The sequence below is a fragment of the Sphingomonas sp. NIC1 genome, from assembly GCF_001638925.1.
GTDB classification, from domain to species: domain Bacteria; phylum Pseudomonadota; class Alphaproteobacteria; order Sphingomonadales; family Sphingomonadaceae; genus Sphingomonas; species Sphingomonas aquatilis.
The window spans coordinates 3,239,877-3,261,336 of the sequence record NZ_CP015521.1 but is presented as its reverse complement, the minus strand read 5'-3'; the positions used below and the strand labels follow the sequence as shown (position 1 = coordinate 3,261,336).

The following is a 21,460-nucleotide window of genomic DNA, read 5'->3' as shown; positions in this document are numbered from 1 at the left end:
CGCCGTCAAGGACGCAGCGCCGCTACCGCCCGATCACCATGACCAGCGGATCCAGCGCCTGCCCGGTCGGCAGCCGCCCCTCCACCGACAGCCTGCCGCGGGCATCGTCCCACACCAATGTCGCGCTGCGTCCGCCCCCGGTGCGCCAAGCGTTGGTCGTCCCGTCGTCGTCGTACAGCGTGAAGCGCGCGTCCCGCCCCGGATAGACACGGACCTTGGCCAGCCCTTGCTCGCGAGCGGTGCTTTGCACCTGCTCCCCGATCGGCAGGATCGATCCGGCGCGCACGAACACCGGGATGCGGTCGATCGGCGCAGCCGCGTCGATCCACTGGCCGCCGGTGTAGCGCTTGTCCGTCCACAGATCGTACCAGTCCGTCCCGGCGGGTAGATAGACGCGGCGGCTGGTGACGCCCTGTTCGGTGACGGGCGCGACCAAGAGGGCGGGGCCGAACATATATTCGTCGCCCAGCGTCTTGGCCGTCGCATCGTTGGGAAAGTCCATGAACAGCGCCCGCATGAACGGTGCGCCGGTCAGGCTGGTCTGGCGTCCCAGCGCATAGATATAGGGCAGCAGCTCGTACCGCAGCCGCAGCGATGCGGCGAGCACCGGTTCGGCCGCCGTGCCATAGTCCCAGATCGCCGTCGCCGGCCGCTGGCCATGGATGCGGAGCGTCGGCGTGAACACATTATACTGGAACCAGCGCACGAACAGCTCGGGATAGTCGCGATACGACGGCGCCATGGCGGTCGCCCCCGCCGGATCGATCAGCACGGGGCGCTGCGCCGCCGGGCCGTTGGGCCACTGCCACCCGCCCGTATCGCTCGACCAATAGGCGATCCCGCTTGCCGTCATGCCGAGCCCTGCCGGCACCTGCCGCCGCAACGCCTCCCACGTCGATCGCACGTCCGATGACCAGAACAGACAGCCATTGGCCTGCGTCCCCAGATAGGCCGCCCGGCACAGGATCAGGTTGCGCATATCCGGCCGGTCGCGCGCCGAGCCTTCCGCGACGCTCAGCGTATGCAGCAGCGGAAAGACATTGTGATAGCGATCGCCCGTGCCGATCGCATAGTGGAAGCCGTCCGGCACCAGATCGGGCTCGGTCTCGTCCAGCCAGGCGAAATCGAAGCCCGCGCTGAAGATATCGTCGCGGATCTTGCCCCAATACCAGGCGCGCGCATCCGGGTTGGTGCTGTCGATCAGCCCGCCCGCGCGATCCGACCGGATCGGCAGTCCGTCCACCGGCTTGCCGTCCTTGTCCTTGAGCAGCCAGCCTTTGGCGGCGAGCGTGTCGAACCAGCGGCTCTCCTTCTCGAACCGCGGCCAGATGCTGACGATGCTGCGGACGCCCTGCGATTTCAGATGGGCGTTCATGGCGACCGGATCGGGAAAGGCCGTCCGGTCGATGTCCAGCTGCCCCATCCGGGTCCAGTAGAACCAGTCGAGCACGATGATGTCGAGCGGATAGCGGCGCTGCCAGTACCCGTCCGCCACCGCGGTCAGCTCCGCCTGCGTCTCGTAGCGCGCCTTGCTCTGGATCAGGCCGAACGCCGATTTGGGCGGCAGCGGCGTCGCGCCGGTCAACCTGGCATAGCCCGCATACAGATCGTCGCTGCTCCGCCCGGCGATGACGAAGAACGACACGCGCTCGCCGACGTTGGATTGCAGATGCGTCTGGCTGTGCAGGCCGGGCGAGACGATCGTCGCCGACGGATTGTCCCACAGGATCGCATAGCCTTTGTCCGTCACCATGAACGGCACGCACACCGCTTCGCCGGCGGGGCGATCGTAATCGTGGCGGCAGTCGATCGTCCGCCCGCGCAGGTCGAGCACGCCGTCCTGATATTGGCCCAAGCCGTAGTAATGCGTGTCGGGCGTGTCGGCGAAGGTCGCGCCGACGCGGAACGTATGCTCGCCCGTCACGTCGTGCGGCGCCATCTCCCACCCGGTCATCGCGGTCAGCGGCGTGCCGTCGGCACGGTCGAAGCGGATCGACACCGGCGGCAGGGACGGAGCGAAGTAGCGTTCCATCTGGCTCGGCGGCTTGGGCCAGGGTTGCGCCGCCACGGTGACGCGCAGGTCGCCCGAGGCGAAGACGTCGCCGCCGTCGCTACCCCGCTGTCGGCTCCAGCCCGCGGCATCGCTTTTACCGGAAATGCCATAGCCGGGCAGGCCTTCCGCTTGGCCCCGATCCGTCGCGATCGTCACGCGTACGATCCCCGGCCCGTAGGGCTCCACCGACACCAGCGCCCCATGGCGCTCGACGGTCGCCAGTCGCTGGGCATAGGCGGGCGCGCTGCCGGCCAGCAGCGCGGCGATGAGGGCGAGGCGCTTCATCGGCCCGCTCCCCGTTCGCCCAGTGCCTGGCGGATCGCCGCCTCGGCCACGGGCCGCATCGCAGCATAGCCCGCCGCCGTCGGATGCACGCCGTCGCTCGCCAGCCCCGGCTTCATCGCGCCTTGCCCGTCGTCCAACACGGGATGATAATCGACATAGGTGAACCCCTCGCGCTGGGCATACTCCCGGATCCACGCATTCAGCGCCGCGATCTGCGGCACCGGCTGCTTGTCCTTCGCCCAGGGGAAGGCGCCCGCCGGCGGCACGGAGGCAAGGATCACCCGGATGCCATGCGCGCGCGCCAGCTCCGCCATGCTCGCGATATGCCCTTCCACCGTCTCGATCGTTGCTGCACCGGTGTTGCCGGCGATGTCGTTGGTGCCGATCATGATGTGGACGGCCTGCGGGTGCAGGTCGATCACGTCCTGGCGAAAGCGGACCAGCAGCTGCGGCGTCGTCTGCCCGCCGATCCCGCGATCGATCACGCCGTCGCTGAAGAAGGTGGGCTCGAGGTTGATCCAATTGTCGGTGATCGAGTCTCCCGCGAATACCACCCGCGGCCGTTCCGTCAGCGCGGCATTGGCGGCGCGATAGCGGCATAGCTGCCCGAAATCGCGGGTCAGAGTGTGCAACTGCTGCGCGGCCCAGCCAACCTTGGGATGGGCAGGGCAGGGATCGGCGACGATCCCGGTCGGGTCGCTTGCGAAGGGATCGCCGGCGGCGCTGACCTGTGCCGCGGCGGGCACCGCGCCCGACACCAGCACCGCGGCGCCCATGACACCCAGCCAACCATTGCCCACGACATTCTCCCCTACCTCTTGTGAGCGCTATCGTAGCCGCCCGGTCGCGCGTGTCCAATCTCTCAGCCGGTCGGATTGAAAAAGGGGCTGTCCTACACGCTTCGTTCGATCTATGTTCCTGGCATAGGCCAAGGGATCGTCACGGAAAAACACCCTCTTCGGCGTGACTTTTGTGACCTTTCGAAGGGACGTTCGTGGACCAGTTGCTTGTCGTTGCCATTCTCGCGCTTGCCGCCGGCCTGCTGATCGGTTGGCTGCTGGCGGCCCGTCGCAGCGGTCGACTCGCCGCCGATCTGGCGGTCGCGCAGAGCAAGGTCGCCGACGCTGAGCTCGTCGCCCGGACGCGTGACGCGGTGGAGCGCGAACGCAACGACGCGATGCGCGAACTCGCCGGCCTGCGCGCGCAGGTCGACGATCGCATCGCCACTGCCGACTCGCTGCGCACCGAACTCCTCGCCGTCCGCAGCGACCGCGACGCGGCACGCGCCGACCTTGCCGCCGCCGGCGCGCAGGTCGAGGCCGCGGAGGTCCGGCTTATCGACCTCCGCGCGCAGATCGATCAGAGTCTCGCCGCTGCCGACCTGCTCCGCCGCGAATTGGCGACGATCCGCGCCGATCGCGATGCCGCCCGCGCCGATCTCGCCGCGATGCAGGCACAGAGCGAGGCCTTCGAAGCCCGCCTCGCCGACATGCGCGAGGCGAAGGAGCTGATGGCGACGCAGTTCAACGATCTCGCCAACAAGGCGCTGACCGACGCGCAAAAGGCGTTCCTCGATCGCGCCGAGGCTCGCTTCCGCCAATCCGAAGAGCTTGCCGGCAGCAACCTCAAGTCGCTGCTCCAGCCGGTCAACGATCGCCTGGCGCGTTACGAGGAGGGCGTCGCCAAGGTCGAGGCTGAGCGTCGCGATGCCTTCGGCGACCTCAAGGGCCAGATCGAACAGATGCGCCTCGGCCAGGAACGCGTCTCTGGCGAAGCTGCCAAGCTCGTCAACGCGCTCCGCAACGCGCCCAAGGCCCGCGGTCGCTGGGGCGAACAGCAGCTGCGCAACGTCCTCGAAACCTGCGGTCTTGCCGAGCATACCGATTTCGCGATGGAGGTCAGCGTCGCGGACGGGGAAGGGGGCCGCCTGCGCCCCGACGCGATCGTCCGCGTCCCCGGCGGCAAGTCGCTCATCATCGACGCCAAGGTGTCGCTCAACGCCTATCAGGACGCGTTCGGCGCGGTCGACGAGAACGAGCGTCATATCGGCCTCACTGCCCATGCCGCCTCGATGCGCGCGCATATCAACGGCCTCAGCGCCAAGGCCTATTGGTCGCAGTTCGACGATACGCCGGAATATGTCGTGATGTTCGTCCCCGGCGAACACTTCCTCTCCGCCGCGCTGGAGCATGACGCCGGCCTGTGGGACTATGCCTTCGACAAGAAGGTCCTGCTCGCCACCCCAACCAACCTCATCGCCATCGCCCGCACCGTCGCTGCGGTCTGGCGTCAGGAAAAGCTCGCCAGCGAAGCCCGGGCGATCGGCGCGCTGGGCAAGGAGCTGTACGACCGTCTCGCCAAGGCCGGCGAGGATCTGCGCAAGGTCGGCAGCGGCCTCACCACCGCGGTGAACAATTACAACAGCTTCGTGTCGAGCTTTGAAAGCCGTGCTCTGGTGTCCGCACGCAAGTTCCGCGACCTCAACATCGAACCCGGGGCACGCGAGATCGGCGTTGCGGAACCAGTCGAGGCCTTGGCGCGCTACGGCGATGACGTACTGCGCCTTCCCGACGCAGCCGAATGAGGACCCCGCGATGAAGGGCATGCACCCCGGCGATATCGTGATGGATCAGGACGGCCGCATCGCCGGCATGGTCGCCGGGGATGTCGTCATCCGTCCCGGCTGCGACGTCCGCATCAGCGGCATGGTCGCGGGCGACGTCTATGTCGAAGAGGGTGCCCGCGCCCGGATCAGTGGCATGGTATCCGGCCGTGTCTTCAACGACGGCGGTGCGGTGCGCGTCAGTGGCATGATCGGCGGATAGATGGCTTCCCATACCGTGCGGCCTTTCTGCGGGCAGCTTGGGTACAGAGACCGAAACGATTAGCCCCGATCGTTTGCGCCAAGGTATTCATGTTGCTGCAAAAACGGGCAATCACCGGCTCTGCTGAGCCAGCACCTCATAGGCCATCACCGCCGTCGCTACCGCAGCGTTCAGGCTGTCCGCCTTGCCCAGCATCGGAATCTTGACCAGCAGGTCGCACGCTGCGGCATAGTCCGCCGGCATCCCTTGCGCCTCATTCCCCGTCAGCAGAAAGGTCGGCGCGGCATAGGTCGCCCCGCGATAATCGTGGGTGGTGTCGAGACTCAGCCCCACCAGCTGTCCCGGTCCCTGCCGCAGCCACCCGAGGAACTCCTCCCAACCGCTCCGCACCACGGGCACGGTGAACAGCGCCCCCATGCTCGCGCGGACGGCCTCGACCGAGAAGGGATCGACGCACTCGCCGATCAGGATCAGCCCGCCGGCGCCCACCGCATCGGCGGTGCGCAGGATGGTGCCCAGATTGCCCGGATCGCGTAGCCGCTCGGCGACCAGCCAGATGCCGGCACTGTTGCGGTCGAGGTCGGCAAGCGTGCGATCGAACTCGTCGAACACCCCGACGACGGCTTGCGGGTTATCCTTGCCTGACAGCTTGGACAGGATGTCGGGCGTCGTCTGAATCGATTCCCCGCCCGCCATCTCGACATCGACCGACAGGGCATGGACCAGCGGATGGTCGGCATTGGCTGCCGCGTAGAACAGGATGCGGGGCAGGCGGCCCGTCTCGCGCGCTTCGGTCAGGATGCGCAGGCCCTCGGCCATGAACTGCCGCGCGCCGCGACGATGCTTCTTGTCGCGCAGCTCGCGGGCATATTTGACCAGCGGGTTGGAAAAGGCGGTAATCTCTCGGGGCATTGCGTGTCGGGCCTTCGCGCCAGCCGGAGGCTGACGCAAGGCAAAAGCGACACGCCCGGCCGACGCGGCAAAGCCGCGTCCGACGACGCGGCTTTGCCGCTGCGCTGCCCTAGACGGAACGCAACCCGAAATCCGGCGGCCGCCCCGCTCAGTCTTCGCCGAACTTCGCCTCGACCAGCTCGCACAAGGCGCTCACCGCCGCCTCGGCCCCGTCGCCCGCTGCGCTGATCGTGATCGAATCGCCCTTGGCGGCGCCCAGCATCATCAGCCCCATGATCGACGTGCCGGTGACGGCGCCGTCGTCCTTGCGCACCTGCACCTCGACCGGCTGGCTGGAGGCGAGGGTGACGAACTTGGCGCTCGCCCGCGCGTGCAGGCCGCGCTTGTTGGTGATCAGGACGGTGCGCTCGATCCCGGCGCTCATGCCGCCGCCTCGCCCAGCACCTCGGATGCGACCGAGATATATTTGCGTCCCGCCTCGCGCGCTGCAGCCACCGCGTCGACGACTTTCATCGATTTGCGCGCCGATCCCAGCCGGATCAGCATCGGCAGATTCATCCCGGCGATCACTTCGACATGCCCGCGCGTCATCAGCGAGATGGCGAGGTTGGAGGGCGTTCCGCCGAACAGGTCGGTCAACACGATGACGCCCCGCCCCGTATCGACCGCGGCGATCGCCGCGGCGATATCCGCGCGGCGCTCTTCCATGTCGTCGTCGGGACCGATCGAGATGGTGGCGATCCGCTCCTGCGGCCCCACGACATGTACCATGGCGGTCACGAACTCTTCGGCGAGCCGTCCGTGCGTCACCAGAACCAGGCCAATCATATCGGTTACGTTACTCATTTGCTGGCCGGCGGCCCCTCGAGCGAGTCCTGCGGTGCGGCCCCCAGGTCGCGATGCGTAATGGTGGGCGAAAAACCCGCGTCGCGCAACCGTCGAGCGAGATGTTCCGCGACATGGACCGAGCGATGCCGCCCGCCGGTGCAGCCGATCGCGACGCTGACATAGGCTTTCCCCTCAGCGCGATAGCGCGGAATCAGCAGTTCGAGCAGACTGCCGATCTGTTCCATCGCGGCGGGATAGGCGGGGTCTGCGGCGACATAAGCGGAAACGTCGGCGTCCAGTCCGGTGCCCGGTCGCAGCACGGGGTCCCAGTGCGGATTGCGCAGGAAGCGCATGTCGAACACCAGATCGGCGTTGCGCGGGATGCCGCGGGCGAAACCGAACGACTGGATCGACAGCACCGGCGCGTCGCTGCCCGACACAGCGAAGGTCGACCGCACCTTTTGCGCAAGCATGTTGGCGCTGAGGTCGGTGGTGTCGATCAGCCGATTCGCCCATTCGCGCAGCGGGGCCAGCAGCTCGCGCTCACGAGCGATGCCGTCGCTCGCCGGTCGGTCCGGCGCCAGCGGGTGGCGTCGCCGCGTTTCCGAATAGCGGCGCTCGAGCTCGGAGCCCGCGCAATCGAGGAACAGCATGCCGACGTCGAGCCCATGGCCTTCGCGCAGGGCGCGGATGCGCTCGATGATCCGTTTCGGGTCGAAGTCGCGCGTCCGCGCACCGATACCCAGCGCCAACGGCTGAGTACCATCCGCCGCTCCCTGCGCCAGCGGCGCTTCCAACAGTCGATCCAGCAGGGCGAGCGGCAAATTGTCGACCACCTCCCACCCCAGGTCTTCCAGCGTCTTCAACACGGTCGACTTGCCCGCACCCGACAGGCCGGTGACGAGCAGAATGTCCTTGGTCATCAATACGTCCCTGCAATGCGGGAAAAGAGGAGAGGGCGTGTCACGCGGGCGTCGCGCCGGGTTGGCGGACCGCCCATTCGATCTTTAGCGGGGTTGAGGCGTGATGTGCGTCGAAGGAAAGCTCGCGGACGGCGATTCCTGCGAGCAGCCGCTGTCGCCGCTCGGGCATGCGGTCGGGCTCGCCGCCCAGGTGCACGATCAGCGCGACCGGCAGATCATCCACCTGCGGCAGGCTGACGATGCCCAGGCCTCGCACCTCAATCCGGCCACGGATGGTGTCCGGCGCCCGCGCGAGCAGGGCGGTTCCCTGCCGCACCACCAAAGTGCGATCGTCGCTGACCAGCACCGCGCCGCGATCGATCAGGCGCAGCGCCAGATCGGACTTGCCAGTGCCCGACACGCCCTGGATCAGCACGACATGCCCATCGATCGCGACACTGGTCGCGTGCAGCATTTCTGACGAAAGGATGGTCATGATGCTCAGTCCGCCGCAGATGGCGCGCCGGCGATCGGCAGGCGCACGACGAAGCGCGCGCCCGCCAGCCGGTCTTCGCGCGATTCGACGATGATGCTGCCCTGATGGGCCTCGACGATGGTTCGCGCAATGGCGAGGCCCAGGCCGCTGTGCTGGCCGAATGCCTCGCTCTCCGGCCGGATCGACTGGAAGCGGCGGAAGATCGCCTCACGCGCTTCTTCGGGCACGCCAGGGCCTTCGTCCTCGACGCGGATGATGACGTCCTCGTCGCTCCGTGCGGCGGCAATGGCGACGAGGCCACCATCGGGAGAGAAGGATAGCGCGTTCTCGATCAAATTCTCGAACACCCGCTCCAACCGCGCGCCCTCGCCGAGCACGACGAGCGGTTGGCCATCATCGTCGACCCGCAACCGGATATGCCGCTCCACGACGCGCTCGATGCGCTGGGCGACGAGCGCATGGATCATCGCGGCGACATCGATCGGTTCGAAATGCGCGCGGCTGAGCTGCGCATCGAGGCGCGATGCCTCCGAAATGTCGGTGATCAGCCGATCGAGCCGATGCACATCGTCGCGCACGATGCCGAGCAGGCGGGCTTGCAACTCCGGGTCTTTCACCCGCCCCAGCCCCTCGACTGCCGACCGCAGCGAGGCGAGGGGGTTCTTCATCTCATGCGTCACGTCGGCCGCAAACGCCTCCGTCGCATCGATCCGCGCGCGGAGTGCGAGGCTCATGTCGGACAGGGCGCGAGCGAGGCTACCGATCTCGTCGCGGCGCGAAGGCAGGCGCGGCACCACGACCTCGCGCGCGCGCCCCAGCCGCACCCGCACCGCCGCGCGTGCCAGCCGACGCAATGGCCGCACGATCGTGCGTGCCAGAAACAGCGAGAGCAGCACCGAAACGAGCGTCACGACGAGCAGCACGATGCTCAGCCGGAACCGTTCGATCCGCACCGTCTGCGTGATGTCGCGCGCGTTGATCGTACTCATGACCACGCGTTTGCCGGGCAGTGGCGCCGCGACGGTGATGACGGGGGTGCGATCGGGCGCGCGCCAGATGCTCCCCGATACCTTGCTCTGCGCTGCCGCGACGGAAACGTCCGGCCATTCGCGTCCGTCGCCGCGCTCGCGGTACAAGGGTGGGCGGACCGCGCCTACGATCGTATCGATGGCCGCGTCCAGGAAGCGGGCGACGCTCTGGTTCCACGCCTGTTTGTCCGGGTCTAGTAGCACGGCGTTGCGGACGCCGAGGTCCCGACTGTCGGCGATCGTCCGCCCGCCACCATCGAAGATACGCAGCCGTGCGCCGGTGTCCCGTGCCAGTCGCGTGATCAGATCGTCCCGCTGTTCCGGCCCCACCATTGCCAGTGATTCGGCGATCAGCCGCCCTTCGCGGACATATTGCGCCACCCGCGCATCGAGCAGCCGGCTGCGGTACGAATCGAGGTAGAAGAACCCGCCCGCCAGCAGCAGCAGCGCAAAGATGTTGACCGCGAGGATGCGGCGGGTGAGCGAGATCTGGCCCGACCAGCGGAGCGCGAGGTCGCTCGCCTCGCGTCGCCGATCGCCGCCTTCACTCTTCGGAGAAGCGGTAGCCGGCGCCATACAGCGTCTCGATGGCGTCGAATTCGGGATCGACCTGTCGGAACTTGCGTCGCAGCCGCTTGATGTGGCTGTCGATCGTCCGGTCGTCGACGTAGATGTCGTCCTGATAGGCGGCATCCATCAGCTGGTTGCGCGTCTTGACGATCCCCGGGCGCTGCGCGAGCGTTTCGAGGATCAGGAATTCGGTGACGGTCAGCGTGACCGGCGCATCGTCCCAGGTGGTGCGATGCCGCGCCGGGTCCATGGACAGGCGCCCGCGGATGAGCGGCGCCGCCGCCGTCGTATCGCCCTCCTCGGCGGGGCTCGCCACCGCCTCGGTCCGACGCAGGATCGCGCGGATGCGGGCGATCAGCAGCCGCTGGCTGAAGGGCTTGGCGATATAATCGTCCGCGCCCATCGCCAGGCCGAGCGCCTCGTCCAGCTCATCGTCCTTGCTGGTCAGGAATATGACCGGGATCTGGCTCTTCTCGCGCAATCGCCGAAGCAGTTCGAGGCCATCCATCCGCGGCATCTTGATGTCAAAGATGGCAAGGTCGGGCGGGTTGTCAGTCAGGGCCTTCAGCGCCGTCTCGCCATCCGAATAGACGCGGGTCAGGAACCCCTCCGTCTGCAGCGCGATGGACACGGACGTCAGGATATTGCGGTCGTCGTCGACCAGCGCGATCGTCGCGGTCATGCTCGGGGGCGCCTTCGATCCATAGAGTGTGGCCTAGGGCAAAGCGCGTCGCGGCTCAACACCTGCCCCTGCGGCAAGTGTTTGACGTGTTAAACGCCGTGTCCTATATGATGGGACATCAGCGGCGTGCGCACAGCCCCTCCCCAGGATGTGCACGCCGTGGCGAGTCATGGGAGGATGATTGTGAACGAGCGCATTCCGCACGCGGGTCTTGCCGCACAGGGTATCGAAACGCGCGCCGACCTGCATTGGAACCTGGTGACGGCGCGGCTGGTCGAGGCCGCCGTCGCGCGCGGCGAGGGCAAGCTCAGCGCCGACGGACCCTTGGTCGTCGAAACCGGCGCCCACACCGGCCGGTCCGCGCAGGACAAATTCATCGTTCGCGATGCCGAAACCGATGGCACCGTCTGGTGGGGCAAATCAAACAAGGCGATGGCGCCCGAGCATTTCGCCGCGCTGAAGGCGGACTTCCTGACCGCGCTGGGCAGCAAGGAACATCTGTTCGTCCAGGACCTCTACGGCGGATCGCAGCCCGAAAACCGCGTGCGCGTGCGCGTCATCAACGAACTCGCCTGGCACAATCTGTTTATCCGCACGATGCTGGTCCGCCCCGAAGAGCATGAGCTGCGCGACTTCCAGCCCGAATATACGATCATCGACCTGCCGACCTTCCGCGCAGACCCGGCGCGTCACGGCACGCGCAGCGAGACGGTGATCGCCGTCAACTTCACCGAAAAGCTGATCCTTATCGGCGGCACGCGCTACGCGGGTGAGATGAAGAAGAGCGTATTCGGCCTGCTCAACTATCTGTTGCCGACAACCGGCGTCATGCCGATGCATTGCTCGGCCAACATGGGCGCGGATGGTTCGACCGCGGTGTTCTTCGGCCTCTCGGGCACCGGCAAGACGACGCTGAGCGCCGATGCCAGCCGCACGCTGATTGGCGACGACGAACACGGCTGGTCGGACACGGCGGTCTTCAATTTCGAAGGCGGCTGCTATGCCAAGATGATCCGCCTGTCGGCCGATGCCGAGCCGGAAATCTTCGCGACCACCAAGCGTTTCGGCACGGTGCTGGAAAACGTGGTGATGGACCCCGTCACGCGTCAGCTCGACCTCGACGACAACAGCCTCGCCGAAAACAGCCGCGGCGCCTATCCGATCGACTTCATCCCCAATGCCTCCGAAGAGAATATGGGGGGCGTGCCCAAGAACATCGTGATGCTGACCGCGGATGCCTATGGCGTGCTGCCGCCGATCGCGAAGCTGACGCCGGATCAGGCCATGTACCACTTCCTGTCGGGCTATACCGCCCGCGTGGCGGGGACCGAGATCGGCGTGACCGAGCCGGACGCGACCTTCTCGACCTGCTTCGGCGCGCCATTCATGCCGCGTCACCCGTCGGTGTATGGCAACCTGCTCAAGGAGCGCATCGCCAAGGGCGGCGTCGACTGCTGGCTGGTCAACACCGGCTGGACCGGCGGCAAGTACGGCGTCGGTAACCGCATGCCCATCAAGGCGACGCGGGCGCTGCTCAACGCCGCGCTCGACGGCAGCCTGAAGGACGCGGAGTTCCGTACCGATCCCAATTTCGGCTTCCAGGTGCCGGTCGCGGTGCCGGGCGTCGATGCCGCCATCCTCGACCCGCGCAGCACCTGGGCGGACAAGGACGCCTATGACGCGACTGCCGCGCGTCTGGTCGACCTGTTCGTCGAGAATTTCGCGCAATTCGCCGACCATGTCGACGAGGGCGTTCGTCAGTCCGCGCCGCAGGTGAAGGCGACCGAAGCCGCCTGACGCGCATCGCGCCGCGGGCCCGGAGGGGCTCGCGGCGCTGTCACGCGATCATCGCGGGACTTTCCCCGGCGCGTCACAATCCGCGCGCATGGCGCCGCTCGACGCACAGCCGAGGGGTGGGCAGATGACGGGTAACACGCAGAAGGCCGTGGCCGCCGCGATGCAGCGGCACGGCCATCTTTCCAAACAGGGCCTGCTGGAGCGCGCCTTCACCTGGGCATTTCGCGGACTCGTCTATGCGCAGATCTGGGAAGACCCGGTCGTCGATATGGCAGCGCTGGCGATCACGCCGGACTGCCACGTCGTCACCATCGCATCGGGCGGCTGCAACGCGCTGTCGTATCTGACCGCCAACCCGGCGGCGATCACCGCGGTCGATCTCAACACCGCGCATATCGCGCTCGGCACGCTGAAGCTCGCCGCGGCCCGGCACTTGCCGGATCACGCGAGCTTCCTGCGCTTCTTCGGCCACGCCGCCAGCCGTGACAATCTCGACGCCTATCAGCGCTATATCCGCCCGCATATCGACGAACCGACGCGCCGCTATTGGGAAGGTCGCGACCTGATCGGCCGACGCCGCATCGGCGGCTTCGCGCATGGCGTTCACAAGCGCGGTCTGCTGGGCCGGTTCATCGGCGCCGCACATCTGCTCGCCAAGCTCAACGGCGTCGATCCGCGCCTGCTGCTCGATGCGCGATCGATCGAGGAACAGCGCGCGATCTTCGATCACAAATTCGCGCCCGTCTTCGACCGGCGCTTCGTCAAATGGTTGACCGACCAGCCGGCCTCGCTGTTCGGCCTTGGCATTCCCCCCGCGCAGTTCGATGCGCTGGCCGGCGAGGAGCGTATGGCCGGCGTCCTGCGCCAGCGCCTGGAAAAGCTCGCCTGTGGCTTCGACCTCAAGGACAATTACTTCGCCTGGCAGGCTTTCGGCCGTCGGTACGGCGAAGGCCCCGCCGCGCCGCTGCCGCCCTATCTGCAAGCCGAGCATTACGACGCCATCGTCGATCGCGTCGGCCGCATCACGCTCGCCCACGCCAATCTGACCGAGCATCTCGCCGGCCTGCCCGATGCCTCGCGCGATCGCTACATCCTGCTCGACGCGCAGGACTGGATGACGGACGCGCAACTGTCCGCGCTGTGGACGCAGATCACCCGAACGGCGCGCCCCGGCGCGCGCATTCTGTTCCGCACCGCCGGGGAGGCGGACATCATCCCCGGCCGCATCCCCGATGCCGTCCTGTCGCGCTGGGCGTATCAGGCCGAGGCATCCAAAGTCTTCACCGCGCAGGATCGGTCCGCGATCTACGGCGGCGTCCACCTCTACATCCTGCAGGATGCGTGAGGTGGATCATGCCGCGCGGATGGACCGCATCTACGCGGGCCAGCGCCACATCTATGATCTGACGCGCAAATATTATCTGTTCGGGCGTGATCGGATGATCGATCGTCTGGATCTTCAGCCGGGTGCCACCGTGCTGGAGGTCGGCTGCGGGACGGGACGCAATCTGATCCGGGCGGCGCGGGCGTGGCCGGACGCGCGTTTCTACGGCCTCGATATCTCGGCCGCGATGCTGACCACGGCGCGGGCCAAGGTTGCCGCGGCGGGTCTATCCAGTCGGATCACGCTGGCGCAGGCCGATGCCGCCGATTTCGATCCCGTCGCGCTGTTCGGCCTCGCGCGGTTCGATCGGGTCGTCTTCAGCTATACGCTATCGATGATCCCGCCCTGGCGCGCCGCGTTGCAGCAAGGGCTGGCGGTCACGGCAGCGAACGGGCGGCTCGCGGTGATGGACTTCGGCACGCAGGGCGGCTGGCCCGCGTGGTGGCGCACGGCGTTCCTTGCCTGGCTGCGCCATTTCGACGTGACGCCGCGCGCCGATCTGGCGGAGGAGGTCGCGAGCCTCGCCACGCTAGCCAACCGACAGGCCGATACGCGGGCGTTATGGGGTGGTTACGCCTGCGAAGCGACGATCGCCTGAGTCGTCAGCGGCGTTCGACCAGACCCGTGGCGGGCAGGGGCCCTTCGCCGAGCTGAAAGAAGCGTTCGACGATATCGCGCGCGAGCCGTGCCGGCCGCAGCGTTTCCGCATCGAGGCAGCACCAGCTCGATTTCACCTCGGCGACCACCTCTTCACCGCGACGGATGACGGTGTCGTAGAAGGCGCGTGCGCCCTGTACCTTCTCCAGCAACACCGTCGCGATCACGTCGTCGCCGAGGAACGTCGGCTTGCGATAGGTGATCTCATGCTTCAGCGCGACCCACAGATGGGCGGCGACGGCATCGGCGGGCGCGAGCTTCTGCCAATGGCTGACGACGGCGTCCTGCACCCACTTCAGATAGCTTGCGTTGTTGACGTGCCCCATGAAGTCGATGTCGGCCGGATCGATCGGAACCGGAAATTGATGCGGAATGCTCTGCGTCACGCCTGTGGATATAGCAGTTCGTGCGCAATCCGACAGGGCCGATCGGGATGGATGCGACGAATGGCGCGGTGAACGTCGGTCAGTCGCCCGCCTGTTCGACGGTAACCAGGCCGCCGTCGACCGCGACGATTCGGACACGGTCCCCCACCGCCGCATGCGGTCCTCTCGCCGGCCAGCTGCCATCGCCGATCCGCACCCGGCCGCCAGCCTCGCCGATCGCTACGTCGACCAGTACGATCTCGCCGATCAGGCGCGCCGCCCGGTCGTTCAGCTTGGGGTCGCTGCTCGACACGGGAAAGTCCCGATACCAGCGCCGACCGACCAGCACCGCGATGACGCTCCAGACGGCGAAGGCGGCGATCTGCGCGGGCAGCGGCAGATCCGGTACTACCAGCACGACCGCGCCGACGACCGCTGCGGCCGCCGCCAGAAAGATCGCGAACACGCCCGGGATCAGCAGTTCCGCAATGCCGAGCGCCAGCGCGGCGATCAGCCACGCGCCGCCGGCCCCGCCGATCGTGTCGAGCGTCACGCCTGCGGCAATTCGAACGGCCCGCGCTTTGGTTCGGGCTTGGCCGCGGTGGGGGCAGGGGATTTCGCCAGCGCTTCCTTTGCAAGTTCGCCGATGCCGCCCAGCGTCCCGATCAGCTGCGTCGCTTCCACCGGGAACAGGATCGTCTTGGCGTTGGGGCTGGTCGCGAACTTGCCGACCGCCTCGACATATTTCTGCGCGACGAAATAGTTGATCGCCTGCGTCCCGCCTTGCTCGATCGCCTCCGACACGACGCGCGTCGCTTTCGCCTCGGCCTCCGCCGCGCGTTCACGCGCTTCGGAATCGCGATAGGCCGACTCGCGCCGTCCCTCGGCTTCGAGGATCCGCGCCTGCTTCTGGCCTTCCGCCCGCAGGATCTCCGATGCGCGCGTGCCCTCGGCCTCCAGGATGTTGGCGCGCTTCTCGCGTTCGGCCTTCATCTGCCGGCCCATGGCGGCGACGATATCAGCCGGCGGGCGGATGTCCTTGATCTCGACGCGGGTGATCTTGACCCCCCAGGGCACCGTCGCATGATCGACCACCGACAGCAGTCGGGCGTTGATCTCGTCGCGCTTCGACAGCGTTTCGTCGAGATCCATCGATCCCATCACGGTGCGCAGGTTCGTCGTCGTCAGCTGCAGCAGCGCGGTATAGAGGTTCGATACCTCATAGGCCGCCTTGGCCGCATCGAGCACCTGGAAGAAGACGACGCCGTCGGTCGAGATGATCGCATTGTCCTTGGTGATGATCTCCTGCCCCGGAATGTCGATCACCTGCTCCATCATGTTCATCTTGCGCCCGACCCGGTAGAAGAAGGCGGGGTAGAAGTTGAAGCCCGGGCTCGCCGTGGTCGTGTAACGCCCGAAATGTTCGATCGTATATTGATAGCCTTGGCGGACGATCTTGATGCTCGTCATCAGGTAGAACAGCACCAGGACGAGGGCAAAGGCGGCGATCGTGATGGCCATCGGTGTCGTATCCCTTGCCGCGCGAATCTGCCCCGCGCTGTCGTGCGACGATAGCACAGTCCGCCGGCCATGCACGGCCCTCTAGCGCTTCTGCTGCACTGCGGTTACATGGCCCGCCACTTACTCCCCTCCCGCGAGGACATGGCACCTTGGATATCCGGCTCGGTCTCACCTTCGACGACGTATTGCTCGTACCGGGCGAGTCGGACATCCTGCCGAGCACCGCGGATACGCGCACGCAGCTGACGCGCGGGATTGCGCTCAACATCCCGATCCTTTCGTCCGCCATGGACACCGTGACCGAAGCCGACATGGCGATCGTCATGGCGCAGTTGGGCGGGATCGGCGTGCTCCACCGTAACCTGTCGATCGAGGAACAGGTCGCTGCGGTGCGGCAGGTCAAGCGCTTCGAATCGGGCATGGTCGTCAACCCGATCACCATCGCCCCCACCGCGACGCTCGCCGAAGCGCAGGCGCTGATGGCGCATCACCGGATCAGCGGCATTCCGGTCGTCGAGCGCGACGGCAAGCTCGTCGGTATCCTGACCAACCGCGACGTGCGCTTCGCCGGCAACCCGAAGCAGCCCGTCGCCGAGCTGATGACGCATGAAAATCTCGCCACCGTTACCACCGACGTCGGGCAGGAGGAGGCGCGCCGCCTGCTTCACCAGCGCCGGATCGAGAAGCTGCTGGTCGTCGACGATGCCTATCGCTGCGTCGGCCTGATCACGGTGAAGGACATCGAAAAGGCGGTCACCTATCCCTCGGCGACGAAGGATGCCGCCGGTCGTCTGCGCGTCGCCTCGGCGACGACGGTCGGCGACAAGGGCTTCGAGCGGACCGAGGCGCTGGTCGATGCCGAATGCGATCTGATCGTCATCGACACCGCGCACGGCCACAACCGCGACGTCGCGCGCGCGGTCGAGCGGGTGAAGAAGCTCAGCAATTCGGTGCAGGTCGTCGCCGGCAACGTCGCGACCGGCGAAGCCACGCGCGCGCTGATCGACGCGGGGGCGGATGGGATCAAGGTCGGCATCGGCCCGGGCTCGATCTGCACCACGCGCGTCGTCGCGGGTGTCGGCGTGCCGCAGCTCACCGCCGTCATGGACTGCGCGGAGGCAGCCGCAAAGGCGGGCGTGCCGGTCATTGCCGATGGTGGCCTGCGCACCTCGGGCGACCTCGCCAAGGCGCTTGCCGCGGGCGCCTCGACCTGCATGGTCGGCTCGTTGCTCGCGGGCACCGAGGAGGCACCCGGCGAGACCTTCCTCTACCAAGGCCGCGCCTACAAATCCTACCGCGGCATGGGCTCGGTCGGCGCGATGGGCCGCGGCTCGGCCGATCGCTATTTCCAGGGCGACATCAAGGATCAGATGAAGCTGGTGCCAGAGGGCATCGAGGGGCAGGTCGCCTATAAGGGCCCGGCGAAGGACGTGATCCACCAGCTGGTCGGCGGCATCAAGGCGGCAATGGGCTATACCGGTTCGGCGACGATTCCCGATCTCCAGACGCGTGCCCAATTCGTCCAGATCACTGGCGCGGGCCTGAAGGAAAGCCACGTCCACGACGTGACGATCACGCGCGAAGCGCCGAATTATCCGACTCGTTAAGTGACGCCCGCCGCCCGCACCCAGGCCGCGATCGAGTTGCTCGATGCGGTGATCGACGCCGCGCGCAGCGGCGGCGCGGCGGCGGACACGTTGATCGCGCGCTATTTCGCGACGCGCCGCTATGCGGGATCGAAGGATCGCCGCGCGGTGCGCGACCTCGTCTATGCCGCGATCCGGCGAGCAGGGGACGTGCCGGCATCCGGCCGCGCCGCCATGCTCTCGGTAGCGGCAAGCGACGCCGCGGTCGCCGCGACCTTCGATGGCTCCGCACACGGACCGGCACCGATCGCCGCGGACGAACCGGTGGCAGCCAGCGGTGTCATGCCCTCGTGGCTCGCGGCAGCCTTGTCGGCCTCCGGCGTCTCACCCGATCAGCAGGCCGCCCTCATCGACCGAGCGCCGTTGGACGTGCGCGTCAATCGTCTGCGCGCCGATCCGGCGTCGATCGCTTCAGCCTTGGGTGGCGAACCGATCCCCGGCGTGCCCGATGCGCTCCGCCTGCCGACCGGCACCAACGTCGATGGCTATGCCGGCCAGATCGAGGTCCAGGATGCCGGCAGCCAGATCGTCAGCCTCGCCGCTCGTGCGCAGCCCGGCGAGCGTATCGTCGACCTGTGCGCCGGCGGTGGTGGCAAGACGCTGGCGCTCGCCGCAGCGATGCGGAACGAGGGGCATATCCTTGCCACCGATATCGATCGGGCGCGGTTGTCCCGTCTGGCGCCACGCGCCGAAAAGGCCGGCGTGACGATCGTCGAAACCCGGTTGCTCGATCCGAAGCGCGAGGCGACAGCGCTGGCCGATTGGGCGGGGGCAGCCGACACGGTGCTGATCGATGCCCCTTGTTCGGGCACCGGAACGTGGCGCCGCAACCCCGAGGCGCGGTGGCGGCTTACCGCCGACCGGCTCGCGCGTCTCGCCGAGCAACAGCGTCATGTGCTGGATGTCGGGGCGGCGCTCGTCCGACCCGGCGGGGCATTGGTCTATATCGTCTGCTCGCTGCTCGATGCCGAAGGCGCCGGGCAGCTGGAGGCGTTCCTCGCCGATCATTCGGACTGGCGCGCCGAACCGCTCGACCTGCCAGCGGGCAGCCCGCGCGGCGCCGGTCTGCGGCTCGATCCGGCAAGCCATGGCACCGACGGATTTTTTGTCGCGCGGTTGATCCGCGCCTGTTAGTCCTCGGGGCGTGCCCCCCGTGGAGACCTTCATGCGCGTTACGTCCGTCGCCCTTGCCGCTGCGCTGACCCTCGTCTGCGTGTCCACTTCGCTCAGCGGCCAGCGTCCCGACGACCAGATCGACGCGCGGTCGTTGCAATTGCTCAGCGAAGGACGTTCCGCCAAAGCTGCCGGCAATCTCGATCAGGCGACCGATCTGCTCGAAACCGCCCTCGCGGTCGATCCCCGCAACCGTCAGGCGTTCATCACGCTGGCGCAGGTCGCCGAAACGCGGGGTCTGCCCGGCAAGGCAATCCGCCTGTATCGCGAGGCGCTGACGCTCGAGCCCAACGATGTCGCCGCGTTGCGCGGGCAGGGCGAGGCGCTGGTGATGAAGGGCGCCGTCGCAGTCGCGAACGGCAACCTCGCGAAGATCCGCACGCTCTGCAAGGGCGCCTGCCCGGAGGCCAACGAACTCGCCGCCGTCATCGCCAAGGGCCCGCCGGTGACGACGGCGCAGAACGACGGGAAGCCGGCGACCGCCAAGCCCTAAGCGCCGGCGCCCACCTCTCTCGCGAGGGCAACGAACTCCGCGACGCTCACCGTTTCCGCCCGCCGGGTGGCGTCCAGACCGAGCCGCTCAAGCGCGGCGAGCGCGCCCGGCACGCCCTTCAGGCTTTGGCGCAACATCTTGCGCCGCTGGCCGAAGGCCGCAGCCGTCACCCGCTCCAGCACGCGCACATCGACGCCGTCCGGCGCGTCGCCCGGCACGATATGCACCACGGCCGACATCACCTTGGGCGGCGGAGTGAAGGCCGAGCGATGCACTGGCATCGCGATCCGCGCGGTCGAGCGCCACTGGCTGAGCACCGCAAGCCGGCCATAGGCATCGTCCCCGGCGTCGGCGACGATCCGGTCCGCGACCTCCTTCTGGAACATCAGCGTGCACGATTGCCACCACGGCGCCCAGTCGCTGGTCAGCCAGCCGACGAGCAGCGCGGTGCCAACATTATAGGGCAGGTTCGAAACGATATGCGGCCGCCCCGCGAACAGCGTCGGCGCATCGATTTCCAGCGCGTCGCCCTCGATGACACGCAATTTGCCCGGATAGGCTTCACCGAGTTCGGCCAGCGCGGGGATACAGCGCCGGTCGCGCTCGATCGCGGTCACCTGCGCGCCCGCCGCGAGCAGCGCTCGCGTCAGACCGCCGGGACCGGGGCCAACCTCCAGCACCTCGGCACCGGCGAGGGGGCCCGGCACCGCCGCGATGCGGGCGAGCAACTGCCCATCGAACAGGAAATTCTGCCCCAGCGCCTTGCTGGCGCTCAAACCGTGCCGGGCGATGACGTCGCGCAAGGGGGGGAGGACCGGCGCAGGCGCACCGGCCGTAGGCGCATCGCTCATGCCCGAGCGCGCCGGTCCGCCGCCTGCCCCGCCATCGCGATCGCCGCGATCATCGCACCGGGATGCGCCCGGTCACTGCCCGCCAGATTGAACGCCGTGCCATGATCGGGCGAGGTCCGCACGATCGGCAGGCCCAGCGTCATATTGACGCCTTCGTCGAAATGGAGCGTCTTGATCGGCACCAGCGCCTGATCGTGATAGCAGCACAGGGCCGCATCATAATGTTTGCGTGCGCGGGCATGGAACAGTGTGTCCGCGGCGAACGGCCCGGTGGCGTCGATGCCCTCGGCGCGGAGCTGCGCGATCGCAGGCTCCAGAATGTCGATCTCCTCGCGTCCGATCGTCCCGCTCTCGCCCGCATGCGGATTGAGGCCGGCAAAGGCCAGGCGCGGCGCAGCGATGCCGAAGTCGCGCCGCAGGGCGGTCGCGGTCGTCCGTGCCTTCGTCACCAGCAGATCGATCGACAATAAAGACGGCACCGCCGCCAGCGGCACATGCGCCGTCAGCGGCACGACGCGCAGCGATGGCCCCGCCAGCATCATCACCGCATCCTCGGCCGCCACGCCGCAGCGTTCGGCGACGAATTCCGTCTGTCCCGGCTGGTTGAAGCCGATGCCGTAGAGTTGCGCCTTGGAGACCGGTCCCGTCACCAAGGCCTTCGCTGCGCCCCGCTGTGCGAGCGCGATCGCGCATTCCAGCGCGCTCAGCGCGGCCCGCGCGCCGGAAACCGTCGCCGTACCCGGCACCACGTCTCCAGCGGGCTCGACCGCCAAAACCGGAAGCGCCCGATCGAACACGACGGGCGCCTCGGCGATATCGTCGATCACCTCGATCGGGCCATCCCACACACGTGCCACGGCGCCGGCATCGCCGACCATTGCAAAGGGCGGCAGGCTGCGCAGCGTGCGAACCACCCAGCTCTTGGCGATGATCTCCGGGCCAACCCCCGCGGGGTCGCCCATCGCAATCGCCAGCGCCGCCCCGCCCGTCAT

At 67.6% G+C, this 21,460-nt stretch carries 22 protein-coding genes; 8 read left to right on the top strand and 14 right to left on the bottom strand.

The annotated features are described in order from the left end of the window. Positions 1–22: 22 nt before the first annotated feature. Entirely contained in the window at positions 23–2,338 is a 2,316-nt protein-coding gene (locus tag A7E77_RS15270; RefSeq protein ID WP_063689329.1) for a TIM-barrel domain-containing protein, read from the bottom strand. Continuing rightward, the gene (locus A7E77_RS15265; RefSeq protein ID WP_063690040.1) at positions 2,335–3,114 is read right to left on the bottom strand and encodes an SGNH/GDSL hydrolase family protein; all 780 of its coding nucleotides are present in this window, start codon (positions 3,112–3,114) and stop codon (positions 2,335–2,337) included. Before A7E77_RS15265 ends, A7E77_RS15270 begins: the two co-directional genes overlap by 4 nt. 218 nt (positions 3,115–3,332) lie before the next feature. Between A7E77_RS15265 and rmuC the strand changes: the two genes are divergently transcribed. Continuing rightward, on the top strand, positions 3,333–4,922 hold the full coding sequence (gene rmuC / locus A7E77_RS15260) for a DNA recombination protein RmuC (protein WP_063689326.1): 1,590 nt from the start codon (positions 3,333–3,335) through the stop codon (positions 4,920–4,922). A 10-nt stretch (positions 4,923–4,932) separates the two neighbouring features. Continuing rightward, entirely contained in the window at positions 4,933–5,163 is a 231-nt protein-coding gene (locus tag A7E77_RS15255; protein WP_043059303.1) for a hypothetical protein, read from the top strand. Between the two features lie 111 nt (positions 5,164–5,274). Here the strand turns inward: A7E77_RS15255 and A7E77_RS15250 are convergent, their stop codons facing one another. The 7 genes from A7E77_RS15250 to A7E77_RS15220 form a co-directional block, all read right to left on the bottom strand. Further along, a complete protein-coding gene (locus A7E77_RS15250) occupies positions 5,275–6,075 on the bottom strand; it encodes a TrmH family RNA methyltransferase (RefSeq protein WP_063689324.1) in 801 nt (266 codons plus the stop codon). Between the two features lie 148 nt (positions 6,076–6,223). After that, on the bottom strand, positions 6,224–6,499 hold the full coding sequence (locus tag A7E77_RS15245; protein ID WP_017978864.1) for an HPr family phosphocarrier protein: 276 nt from the start codon (positions 6,497–6,499) through the stop codon (positions 6,224–6,226). Next, entirely contained in the window at positions 6,496–6,903 is a 408-nt protein-coding gene (locus A7E77_RS15240; RefSeq protein ID WP_063689322.1) for a PTS sugar transporter subunit IIA, read from the bottom strand. Before A7E77_RS15240 ends, A7E77_RS15245 begins: the two co-directional genes overlap by 4 nt. A 14-nt stretch (positions 6,904–6,917) precedes the next feature. Next, a complete protein-coding gene (gene rapZ, locus A7E77_RS15235) occupies positions 6,918–7,826 on the bottom strand; it encodes an RNase adapter RapZ (RefSeq protein ID WP_043059305.1) in 909 nt (302 codons plus the stop codon). A 40-nt stretch (positions 7,827–7,866) separates the two neighbouring features. Continuing rightward, a complete protein-coding gene (locus A7E77_RS15230; RefSeq protein WP_078462318.1) occupies positions 7,867–8,301 on the bottom strand; it encodes an HPr kinase/phosphorylase in 435 nt (144 codons plus the stop codon). Positions 8,302–8,306: 5 nt separating this feature from the next. After that, positions 8,307–9,905 (bottom strand): sensor histidine kinase, encoded by a 1,599-nt coding sequence (locus A7E77_RS15225; protein WP_063689316.1) that lies wholly within the window; start codon positions 9,903–9,905, stop codon positions 8,307–8,309. Then, positions 9,874–10,581, bottom strand: coding sequence for a response regulator transcription factor (locus A7E77_RS15220; protein ID WP_017978859.1), 708 nt, complete (start codon positions 10,579–10,581; stop codon positions 9,874–9,876). Before A7E77_RS15220 ends, A7E77_RS15225 begins: the two co-directional genes overlap by 32 nt. Before the next feature lie 177 nt (positions 10,582–10,758). On the opposite strand from A7E77_RS15220, the gene A7E77_RS15215 reads away from it, so the two are divergent. The 3 genes from A7E77_RS15215 to A7E77_RS15205 all read left to right on the top strand — a co-directional run bounded on the left by A7E77_RS15215 (position 10,759) and on the right by A7E77_RS15205 (position 14,360). Then, positions 10,759–12,378, top strand: a complete 1,620-nt coding sequence (locus tag A7E77_RS15215; protein WP_017978858.1) for a phosphoenolpyruvate carboxykinase — start codon at positions 10,759–10,761, stop codon at positions 12,376–12,378. A 124-nt stretch (positions 12,379–12,502) separates the two neighbouring features. Further along, a complete protein-coding gene (locus tag A7E77_RS15210; protein ID WP_063689313.1) occupies positions 12,503–13,723 on the top strand; it encodes a DUF3419 family protein in 1,221 nt (406 codons plus the stop codon). Next, positions 13,716–14,360: a class I SAM-dependent methyltransferase gene (locus tag A7E77_RS15205; RefSeq protein WP_063689309.1), complete on the top strand. Its 645-nt coding sequence runs from the start codon at positions 13,716–13,718 to the stop codon at positions 14,358–14,360. Before A7E77_RS15210 ends, A7E77_RS15205 begins: the two co-directional genes overlap by 8 nt. A 4-nt stretch (positions 14,361–14,364) precedes the next feature. On the opposite strand, the gene A7E77_RS15200 is transcribed toward A7E77_RS15205, so the two are convergent. The 3 genes from A7E77_RS15200 to A7E77_RS15190 form a co-directional block, all read right to left on the bottom strand. Next, entirely contained in the window at positions 14,365–14,805 is a 441-nt protein-coding gene (locus A7E77_RS15200) for an acyl-CoA thioesterase (RefSeq protein ID WP_017978855.1), read from the bottom strand. A gap of 79 nt (positions 14,806–14,884) precedes the next feature. After that, a complete protein-coding gene (locus tag A7E77_RS15195) occupies positions 14,885–15,337 on the bottom strand; it encodes an NfeD family protein (protein WP_063689306.1) in 453 nt (150 codons plus the stop codon). Next, positions 15,334–16,305, bottom strand: coding sequence for an SPFH domain-containing protein (locus tag A7E77_RS15190; protein WP_063689303.1), 972 nt, complete (start codon positions 16,303–16,305; stop codon positions 15,334–15,336). The genes A7E77_RS15195 and A7E77_RS15190 overlap by 4 nt, the downstream gene beginning before the upstream one ends. Before the next feature lie 149 nt (positions 16,306–16,454). Between A7E77_RS15190 and guaB the strand changes: the two genes are divergently transcribed. The 3 genes from guaB to A7E77_RS15175 are packed head-to-tail and all read left to right on the top strand — an operon-like array spanning position 16,455 to position 19,617. Then, positions 16,455–17,912 (top strand): IMP dehydrogenase, encoded by a 1,458-nt coding sequence (gene guaB / locus A7E77_RS15185; protein WP_017978852.1) that lies wholly within the window; start codon positions 16,455–16,457, stop codon positions 17,910–17,912. Continuing rightward, positions 17,913–19,085 carry an RsmB/NOP family class I SAM-dependent RNA methyltransferase gene (locus A7E77_RS15180; RefSeq protein ID WP_063689300.1) on the top strand — a complete coding sequence of 391 codons (1,173 nt, stop codon included), beginning with the start codon at positions 17,913–17,915 and terminating at the stop codon, positions 19,083–19,085. Positions 19,086–19,116: 31 nt separating this feature from the next. Further along, positions 19,117–19,617 carry a tetratricopeptide repeat protein gene (locus tag A7E77_RS15175; RefSeq protein ID WP_063690037.1) on the top strand — a complete coding sequence of 167 codons (501 nt, stop codon included), beginning with the start codon at positions 19,117–19,119 and terminating at the stop codon, positions 19,615–19,617. On the opposite strand, the gene rsmA is transcribed toward A7E77_RS15175, so the two are convergent. Together rsmA and pdxA are read right to left on the bottom strand one after the other, a co-directional pair. Then, positions 19,614–20,468: a 16S rRNA (adenine(1518)-N(6)/adenine(1519)-N(6))-dimethyltransferase RsmA gene (gene rsmA / locus A7E77_RS15170; protein WP_063689297.1), complete on the bottom strand. Its 855-nt coding sequence runs from the start codon at positions 20,466–20,468 to the stop codon at positions 19,614–19,616. The genes A7E77_RS15175 and rsmA overlap by 4 nt on opposite strands. Further along, a complete protein-coding gene (gene pdxA, locus A7E77_RS15165) occupies positions 20,465–21,460 on the bottom strand; it encodes a 4-hydroxythreonine-4-phosphate dehydrogenase PdxA (RefSeq protein WP_063689294.1) in 996 nt (331 codons plus the stop codon). Before pdxA ends, rsmA begins: the two co-directional genes overlap by 4 nt.

What these genes read in the sequence shown, in the direction of transcription:
- A7E77_RS15270 (WP_063689329.1), bottom strand. Translation starts at nt 2,338, where the DNA reads ATGAAGCGCCTCGCCCTCATCGCCGCGCTGCTGGCCGGCAGCGCGCCC.
- A7E77_RS15265 (WP_063690040.1), bottom strand. Translation starts at nt 3,114, where the DNA reads ATGGGCGCCGCGGTGCTGGTGTCGGGCGCGGTGCCCGCCGCGGCACAG.
- A7E77_RS15255 (WP_043059303.1), top strand. Translation starts at nt 4,933, where the DNA reads ATGAAGGGCATGCACCCCGGCGATATCGTGATGGATCAGGACGGCCGC.
- A7E77_RS15250 (WP_063689324.1), bottom strand. Translation starts at nt 6,075, where the DNA reads ATGCCCCGAGAGATTACCGCCTTTTCCAACCCGCTGGTCAAATATGCC.
- A7E77_RS15245 (WP_017978864.1), bottom strand. Translation starts at nt 6,499, where the DNA reads ATGAGCGCCGGGATCGAGCGCACCGTCCTGATCACCAACAAGCGCGGC.
- A7E77_RS15240 (WP_063689322.1), bottom strand. Translation starts at nt 6,903, where the DNA reads ATGATTGGCCTGGTTCTGGTGACGCACGGACGGCTCGCCGAAGAGTTC.
- rapZ (WP_043059305.1), bottom strand. Translation starts at nt 7,826, where the DNA reads ATGACCAAGGACATTCTGCTCGTCACCGGCCTGTCGGGTGCGGGCAAG.
- A7E77_RS15230 (WP_078462318.1), bottom strand. Translation starts at nt 8,301, where the DNA reads ATGACCATCCTTTCGTCAGAAATGCTGCACGCGACCAGTGTCGCGATC.
- A7E77_RS15225 (WP_063689316.1), bottom strand. Translation starts at nt 9,905, where the DNA reads ATGGCGCCGGCTACCGCTTCTCCGAAGAGTGAAGGCGGCGATCGGCGA.
- A7E77_RS15220 (WP_017978859.1), bottom strand. Translation starts at nt 10,581, where the DNA reads ATGACCGCGACGATCGCGCTGGTCGACGACGACCGCAATATCCTGACG.
- A7E77_RS15215 (WP_017978858.1), top strand. Translation starts at nt 10,759, where the DNA reads ATGATTGTGAACGAGCGCATTCCGCACGCGGGTCTTGCCGCACAGGGT.
- A7E77_RS15210 (WP_063689313.1), top strand. Translation starts at nt 12,503, where the DNA reads ATGACGGGTAACACGCAGAAGGCCGTGGCCGCCGCGATGCAGCGGCAC.
- A7E77_RS15205 (WP_063689309.1), top strand. Translation starts at nt 13,716, where the DNA reads ATGCGTGAGGTGGATCATGCCGCGCGGATGGACCGCATCTACGCGGGC.
- A7E77_RS15190 (WP_063689303.1), bottom strand. Translation starts at nt 16,305, where the DNA reads ATGGCCATCACGATCGCCGCCTTTGCCCTCGTCCTGGTGCTGTTCTAC.
- A7E77_RS15175 (WP_063690037.1), top strand. Translation starts at nt 19,117, where the DNA reads ATGCGCGTTACGTCCGTCGCCCTTGCCGCTGCGCTGACCCTCGTCTGC.
- rsmA (WP_063689297.1), bottom strand. Translation starts at nt 20,468, where the DNA reads ATGAGCGATGCGCCTACGGCCGGTGCGCCTGCGCCGGTCCTCCCCCCC.
- pdxA (WP_063689294.1), bottom strand. Translation starts at nt 21,460, where the DNA reads ATGACGGGCGGGGCGGCGCTGGCGATTGCGATGGGCGACCCCGCGGGG.